Source organism: Streptomyces sp. NPDC059477, from assembly GCF_042749375.1.
Taxonomy (GTDB): domain Bacteria; phylum Actinomycetota; class Actinomycetes; order Streptomycetales; family Streptomycetaceae; genus Streptomyces.
In genome coordinates, this window is sequence record NZ_JBHYUG010000015.1 from 24,231 (window position 1) to 30,522 (window position 6,292).

The window sequence follows — 6,292 nt, forward strand, 5'->3', positions numbered from 1 at the left end:
TTGCCGACATACAGTTGTCCCACAAAACATCCCCGTAGCGACCACGCCCTGACGACGTCCGTCCTATCGGGTGATGGCCGGGCGGAACCGGCCTCCGGCGGCCGGAGGCGGTCCTACCTTCCTGCGTAGTGCGGCGGCGTTGGTGTCGCCGGGCCGGATGGCCGGGATGGGGGCAGCGAAGTGGGGTTGCGACATCGCAGGAAAGAGGCGTGGCGGGGGACGGTGCCGAATGACGGCGGCGGACTTGTCCTGGACCTGTGCTCGGAACTGATCGACGGATATGCGCGGCGCCAGGGGCCGATGCCGGTCGTGGTGCTCCACGCGGCCCAGGAGGATCCGCTGGGGCGGCAGGACGACTGGGTCAAGGAGATCGTGGACCTGGTGCACAAGGCGCAGAAACCCCGGTGGCTGCTGTGCCGCAGCGTTGATCCGCCGCCCGGACCCGGCGCTCTGCCCGGCCGGACGCCCGGTGCCGCGCCGGACGCGGACGAGGGCGGATACGCGGCGGCGACGGCCCTGCTGAAGGACGTGGCGGGCGGGCTGTGGGAGAACAGCGGCCGGTCCCAGTACCGTCCGTACCGGCTGCCGTGTTCGCAGTTGCTGGCCTCGCTCGACCGGGCGCTCGACGATATGGCCGGCCGTGGTGACGGGACCCCGGACCCGCGGGCGGTGGTGACCCGGCTCGCGGAGCTGCGCCGGCCGACCGGTGCCCGGCGACGGACCGGCGGATTCCGGCAGGCGCTGGGACCGGTGCTGAGCCCGGCGACGGCGCTGGGTTCGGCGGCGGTGGCCTGTGTGGGCGTACTGGCCGCCCGGCTGGGCTCCTGGTATCTGGTGGGGGCGATGCTGGTGGCTCTGCTGCTGTGGGGCGCCGGTGGCTGGGTACGGCACTGGGCGGCCCCGGCGCGGCTGGGCCCTGGCTGCCGCTGGTTCGCCACCACCACCTTCCCGGTGTCCCCGAGCACGGAGGCACCGGTCTGGTCACTGTGGCATCCACGGCTGTCCCGCGCCACGCTGGAGGAACGGGCCGTCGAGGTGGTGCGTCAGTTGCTGACCGCCGCCAGACCCGTCGACGCCGACGGCGAGAGCGCGGCGCAGGCCGCCGAGCGGGAGGTGGCCCGTCAGTTCTGCCTCCAGCTGCGTACCCTGGCACTGCTGGAGGATCTGCGGGAGAGCCACCGCCCGGCCTGGGACCTGCGGCACCGCAAACGCACCGTTCCCCCGCTGCTGCTGCTTCCCCGTGCCACCCAGGCCAATGGCGCGCTGCCGCTCCTGCGGGCGATCAGCGATGTGCGCAGCCGCCGCAGCGAGCAGGACCCCTTGCTGGTGGTCGCCGGCATCGCGCGCACGGATCTGGCCGGACTGAGCGAGCGCACCCTGCTGCCGCTTCCGGCGCTGGGCGCCCATGGCCGTGACGTCGGTGAGTTGTACGAGGCATGGGTGGAACGCAGTCTGCGGACCGGCCAGTCGCCCAGTATGAACGCCGCGCTGCCCTGGATCCTGCCGGTGGCCCTGAGCGACGAACTCCTCCACCCCTACGACGGCTACGCGTCGCCCGAGAGTCACCGACGCAAGACCTTCCGCGTGCCGCGCAGTGCCTGGCTGCTGTGGTCGCGCTGGACCTTGCTGGCGGCCTGTGCCCTCACCACGGTCGGCGCCGCGGCCCACTACCAGCACCTGACCGGGAAGTACTGCGGCGGCTGGCAGGCCGTGTGGAACCACGACCTGGAGCAGATCGGCGACGAGTGCGTCGGTGTCGCCACCAGTACGCCCTTACCGGTCGGCGACGACCCGGTCCTCGGCGTGGGCGGCGGTGAACGGCGGATCGGCCTGGAATGGCTCCAGGACAAGATCACTGAAGCGAACGGCAGCCTCGATCCGGGCAAGGACCACATCACACTGGTCTTCGCCGGCGCGCTGACCACCAAGGCACAGGAGACCGGCGAAGCGGTCGACGTCCTGCGGCAACTGGCCGGGGTGTATCTGGCACAGCACCGCATCAACAGTTTCGCGGAGTCGAACAGTGCCCTCAAGGTGCGGATCCTGATCGCCAACGGCGGCCAGGGCATGAGACACCAGGAGGCCATGGCCGCCAAGATCGTCGGCCTCGCGCGCCGGGATCCTTCCGTCGTCGGCGTGGTCGGCATGGGCATCCACACACCCGGCAGCGCCCCGGCCGTCAGGGAGTTCCAGAAAGCCGGTCTGGCCGTGGTCGGCACCACCAATTCGGCGACCTCTCTCGCCGAGCAGTTCGGCAACTACGTAGGCATGGCCGCCACCGACCGCGAGCAGGCGTCGGCCCTGGTCCAGCTCCTCGGAGCGGCGCGGGGGCGCAGCTCGGTCGTCCTCGCCCCCGCGGGCAGCGGCAAGAGCGGCGACTCCTACGGCGCCGACCAGGCGCGGTACGCCCGGGAGGAACTGGACCGGGCCGGCTTTGCCCCGTACCCCCGGATCGACTACCTGGTGGACGGCACCAGCCCCAAACTCGTCGACCCCATCAAGGCCGTCTGCGATCAGCGGGCCGACATCGTCTACCTGGCGGGCAGGGCAAGTCACCTCAAGCCCTTGATGCAGGGGCTTGCGCAGGATTCCAGCTGCCAGGGCCACACCATCACCGTCCTGTCCGGCGATGACATGACCAAGAAGCGGTTCGCGGACGACTCCTTCGACTTCCCGGCCGGCGGCAGCCTGCTCTACGCCTCCCTGACGTACGAGGAGAAACTCAAGGACTCCGATCTGTACGACTTCGCGCAACGCGCCTTCGAATCCTCCCGGCCGCCCACCTACCAGGATCCCCTCTTCGTCGACGGCTTCCTCGCCCTGTCCTACGACGCCGCGACCGCCCTCCACCGCGCGGCGGACAAGGCCAAGGTCCCCGAGAACGGCGGCGCCCCCGCTGTCCTGGCCGCCCTGCGCTCGGTCGACTTCCGCAGAGCCGCCACCGGCCACATCACCTTCCGCCACTCCGACGCCTCCGACCCGAACCTGCGCGGACACGGCATCGGTCTCTACAAGATCACCCAACCCACCGACGGAGCCCGCTTCGACGTCACCCTCGTCTGCGGCCGTCCCGCGGGCAACACCGCGCCCCAAGAGGAGTGGGGCTGCTAGGGATACGTCCGTGCAGCGCTGGGCCGGTGGTTCCCTGACAGCGGGCCCGGACGGTTGCAGTGGTGGGGCGCCCGGCAGGGACAACGTGCGCATCGGGGCCGGGTCCGCTGAGGGACCCGGCCCTTCATCGCGGTTGGCCGCTGATCCGTGCGGGTCAGCGCTTCTTGTAGGTGGCGGTGACCTCGACCTCCACTATCCAGCCGGTGACGGCCAGCGACGCGACCTCCATCGTGGCGCGGGCGGGACGGGCCTTGTTGGCGACCAGCGGCGCCTTGGGGGCGGAGGTGCCCATCGGGACGGGGACGACCTGCTTCGAGGTGAGGTCGATGTTGGCGAAGTACTGGCGGTACGCGCGGTTCCATCCCGCGTAGTCGGCGCTCTGGGCGCCGGGCGGTCTCATCAGGTAACACTTCATGGTGATGACATCGGCCAGGGTCAGGCCCGCCGCTTCGAGGTTGGTCCTGATGTTGCGCAGGACGACGAGTGACTGCGCCTCGGTGACCGTGACTCCCGTGGCGCCCTGAGTGAGGGCCGGATCGGTGTACAGCTCGGGTGAGCCGGCCGGCGCGGACGGGTTGAGCGCCGTCGGGCCGAGGCCGCTGCTCTGGTAGATGGCCACCTCGGCGCCGGTCGCCACTCCGGTGGCGATGGACGGGTTGGACTGGCCCTCGGGCAGCATGACCCGGACCTCTTTGGTGCCGGGCGACCAGCTCTTGCCCCCGGCGAGCGCGGTGCCACCGGTGAGGAGCGAGGCGGCCAGGGCCGTACCGATCACAACTTTCGTACGTCGCTTCATGCGGAGAGCACCCTCTCGTGGATGTCGGTCACTACCTTGCGGGCCGAAGTGAACGCGCCGTGCTGCCAGGCGATGGTGTGGCTGAGCCAGTCGCCGGCGAAGTAGACGTGCCCGGCGGGCTGGTTGAGCAGCTTGTACTCGGCACCGGTCTGCGAGGGCCAGCTCACCCAGCCGGCCTCGATGTCGGGCGTGCGGTGCCAGGCCACGCTGAAGGAGTGATCGAGTTCGGTGCGGTACTTGTCGCCGTGGATCTTCACGCCCCGGCTCACCGCCCGCGCGAGGCGCTCGTTGTGCGGCAGAGCGCTGTACGCGAGGGCGTTGGCACCGAAGTTGTAGTAGCCGACGAGGGTGCCGCGGCGGCCCTGGTAGCCGTAGGAGGGGTACCAGATGGTGGCCAGGTCGGTGTCGGTCGGTGTGATGCCGCCGTAGATGTGCTCGTCCGTCTCCCACCACCGGCTGCGGTATTCGAGCCCGATCTTGCCGACGGGCGTCGGGACGGCGTACTTCAGCGCCGCGGTGATGTCGGTCCCCAGGTTGTGCTTGAGCCGGGCCATGATCATCGGCGGTACGGCCGATACGACGAAGTCCGCGCGCTGGGTTCGGGTTCGGCCACCGGCGTCCTTGTAGGTGACCTCGGCACCGTCCGGCAGGTCCTTGACCTCCAGCGCCTTGGCACCGTAGGTGATGCGGCTCGGGCCTATCGCCTTGGCCAGGGCGTTCGGGATCGCGTCCATGCCGCCGACCGGCTGGAACATCATCATGGCCTGGTCGTAGCCGAGTTCGAAGGAGAAGCGCTGTCCCACGCCGCTGGCTATGACGTCCGACAGCGACGGCACCGGGCCGAGGACGGTGCCGTCCTCGAAGGCCGCGCCCGGCTCGACGGAGTAGCCTCGCCGGTCGGTGCCGGTGTAGGCGTAGCCGTCGGCCTTGCCCTTGATGGCGCCGAAGCTCTGGAGGAACGGGATCAGCCGTTCCTTGTCCTGCGCGGTGAGCCGTGCGTCCAGGGCTCCCTGGTCGGTGGCCTTGGCGAGCAGTTCGGAGACGTAGCCGTAGACATCGGCCTTCGCCGTACGCCAGCGCATGGGCTTGCCCGCGAGGGCGGCGCTGTTCTCGTGGTAGATGTACGCGTTGGCGTTCTGGTTGGTGAAAACCTGGAGTTCGACGCCGAGTTCGCGGCAGTAGTCGAGAGTGACGTGGGACTGCGGCAGCCGGCCCGGGCCCGCGTTGATGTACTGGCCCTTGGTGAACGACGCCGTCTGTCTGCGCCCGTCGAGGTCGGTGAGCGTGGTGCCGCCGCGGACCGTCCAGTTGCGGCCCCCGGGACGGTCCTTCGCCTCCAGGATCCGGCAGTCGTATCCGGCCTTGCCCAGCTCGTACGCCGTCGCCAGCCCGGCTATGCCGCCGCCGAGCACCAGCACCTTCTTGCCGCCACCGCGCCCGGTGAGCGTGAAGTCGCTCTGCTGGGGTGCCCGGTACGCGTCCGCCCGCACTTCCGGAACCGGGGCGAGCCCGAGTGCGCCCATCGCGGAGTACAGCACTCCGGCGCCACCTGCGACGCCGACGGATTTCAGGAAGTTGCGGCGGGATGCCGGGGATTGCTCTACAGCCATCAGTTCCTCCTCACCCGCACCCCGGGGCATACGCCACCCGGGGAACGGTCGTTCGATGAACCCGGTCACGTGGGGGGTACGTGTCTGAGGAGACCGGAGGTGCGCCATGAGTCTTCGTCAGGACTGTTACAGCGCTATGGCACTGGAGTAACCGGTGCGAGCGGCGCAAACCAGGAGGAAGGAGCGGGCGCCGTCCGGACGGGGCCGGATCTGGCGCGGCTCGGAGGTGACGGCGTGACAGCAGCCGTGGTGGTGGTGTCCTGGCGGCGGTGGGTCAGCGGCCGGTCGTGCCGTCGATGAGTTCACGGAGGATGTCCGCGTGGCCCGCGTGCCGGCCGGTCTCCTCGATCGTGTGGGTGAGGGCCCAGCGGACGCTGGGCGCGGGGCGGTCCGGACGCGGCCTGGGAACCCGGTTGGCGGGCGACGACATCGGCCACGCTGTCCGCCGGTGCGGCCTGGAGGGTCGCCTGCCACTGGGCGACGTCGTCCCCGAGGAACAGCGAGCGCTCGACGAAGGTCAGATGGGTGAGCAGGCCGAGCAGGTTCGTCCCCGACCGCACGGCGGCTGTCCGCACCTGCGGTTCGGGGGCGTCGTCGACCTTCGCGGCGATCGAGGTCCGGAGATGGTCGAGGAACCCGCGCAGGACCGCGCTCTCGGTGCCGCCGGTCCGGGGCGGCGGCGTGTCGCGACGGCGGTCGCGGCGCGGGCTGCTGGGCACCGTGGTCTCCCTGTCTCTCTGTCCCTTGTCGTGGGCGGGGCGGGGGGGCGGGCCGC

At 70.5% G+C, this 6,292-nt stretch carries 3 protein-coding genes and 1 pseudogene; 1 reads left to right on the plus strand and 3 read right to left on the minus strand.

The features are described from left to right. Positions 1-222: 222 nt before the first annotated feature. The gene (locus ACFXAZ_RS10615; RefSeq protein WP_384587470.1) at positions 223-3,111 is read left to right on the plus strand and encodes a hypothetical protein; all 2,889 of its coding nucleotides are present in this window, start codon (positions 223-225) and stop codon (positions 3,109-3,111) included. A 154-nt stretch (positions 3,112-3,265) separates the two neighbouring features. On the opposite strand, the gene ACFXAZ_RS10620 is transcribed toward ACFXAZ_RS10615, so the two are convergent. From ACFXAZ_RS10620 to ACFXAZ_RS10630, 3 genes and pseudogenes are all read right to left on the minus strand, one after another. Then, positions 3,266-3,907, minus strand: a complete 642-nt coding sequence (locus tag ACFXAZ_RS10620; RefSeq protein ID WP_384587473.1) for a Rid family hydrolase — start codon at positions 3,905-3,907, stop codon at positions 3,266-3,268. Next, positions 3,904-5,517 carry a flavin monoamine oxidase family protein gene (locus tag ACFXAZ_RS10625; protein ID WP_384587476.1) on the minus strand — a complete coding sequence of 538 codons (1,614 nt, stop codon included), beginning with the start codon at positions 5,515-5,517 and terminating at the stop codon, positions 3,904-3,906. Before ACFXAZ_RS10625 ends, ACFXAZ_RS10620 begins: the two co-directional genes overlap by 4 nt. Before the next feature lie 274 nt (positions 5,518-5,791). Then, positions 5,792-6,236: pseudogene (locus ACFXAZ_RS10630) on the minus strand (DUF664 domain-containing protein). Positions 6,237-6,292: the final 56 nt, after the last annotated feature.

Coding starts and splice junctions, on each gene's coding strand:
- ACFXAZ_RS10620 (WP_384587473.1), bottom strand. CDS start 3,907: ATGAAGCGACGTACGAAAGTTGTGATCGGTACGGCCCTGGCCGCCTCG.
- ACFXAZ_RS10625 (WP_384587476.1), bottom strand. CDS start 5,517: ATGGCTGTAGAGCAATCCCCGGCATCCCGCCGCAACTTCCTGAAATCC.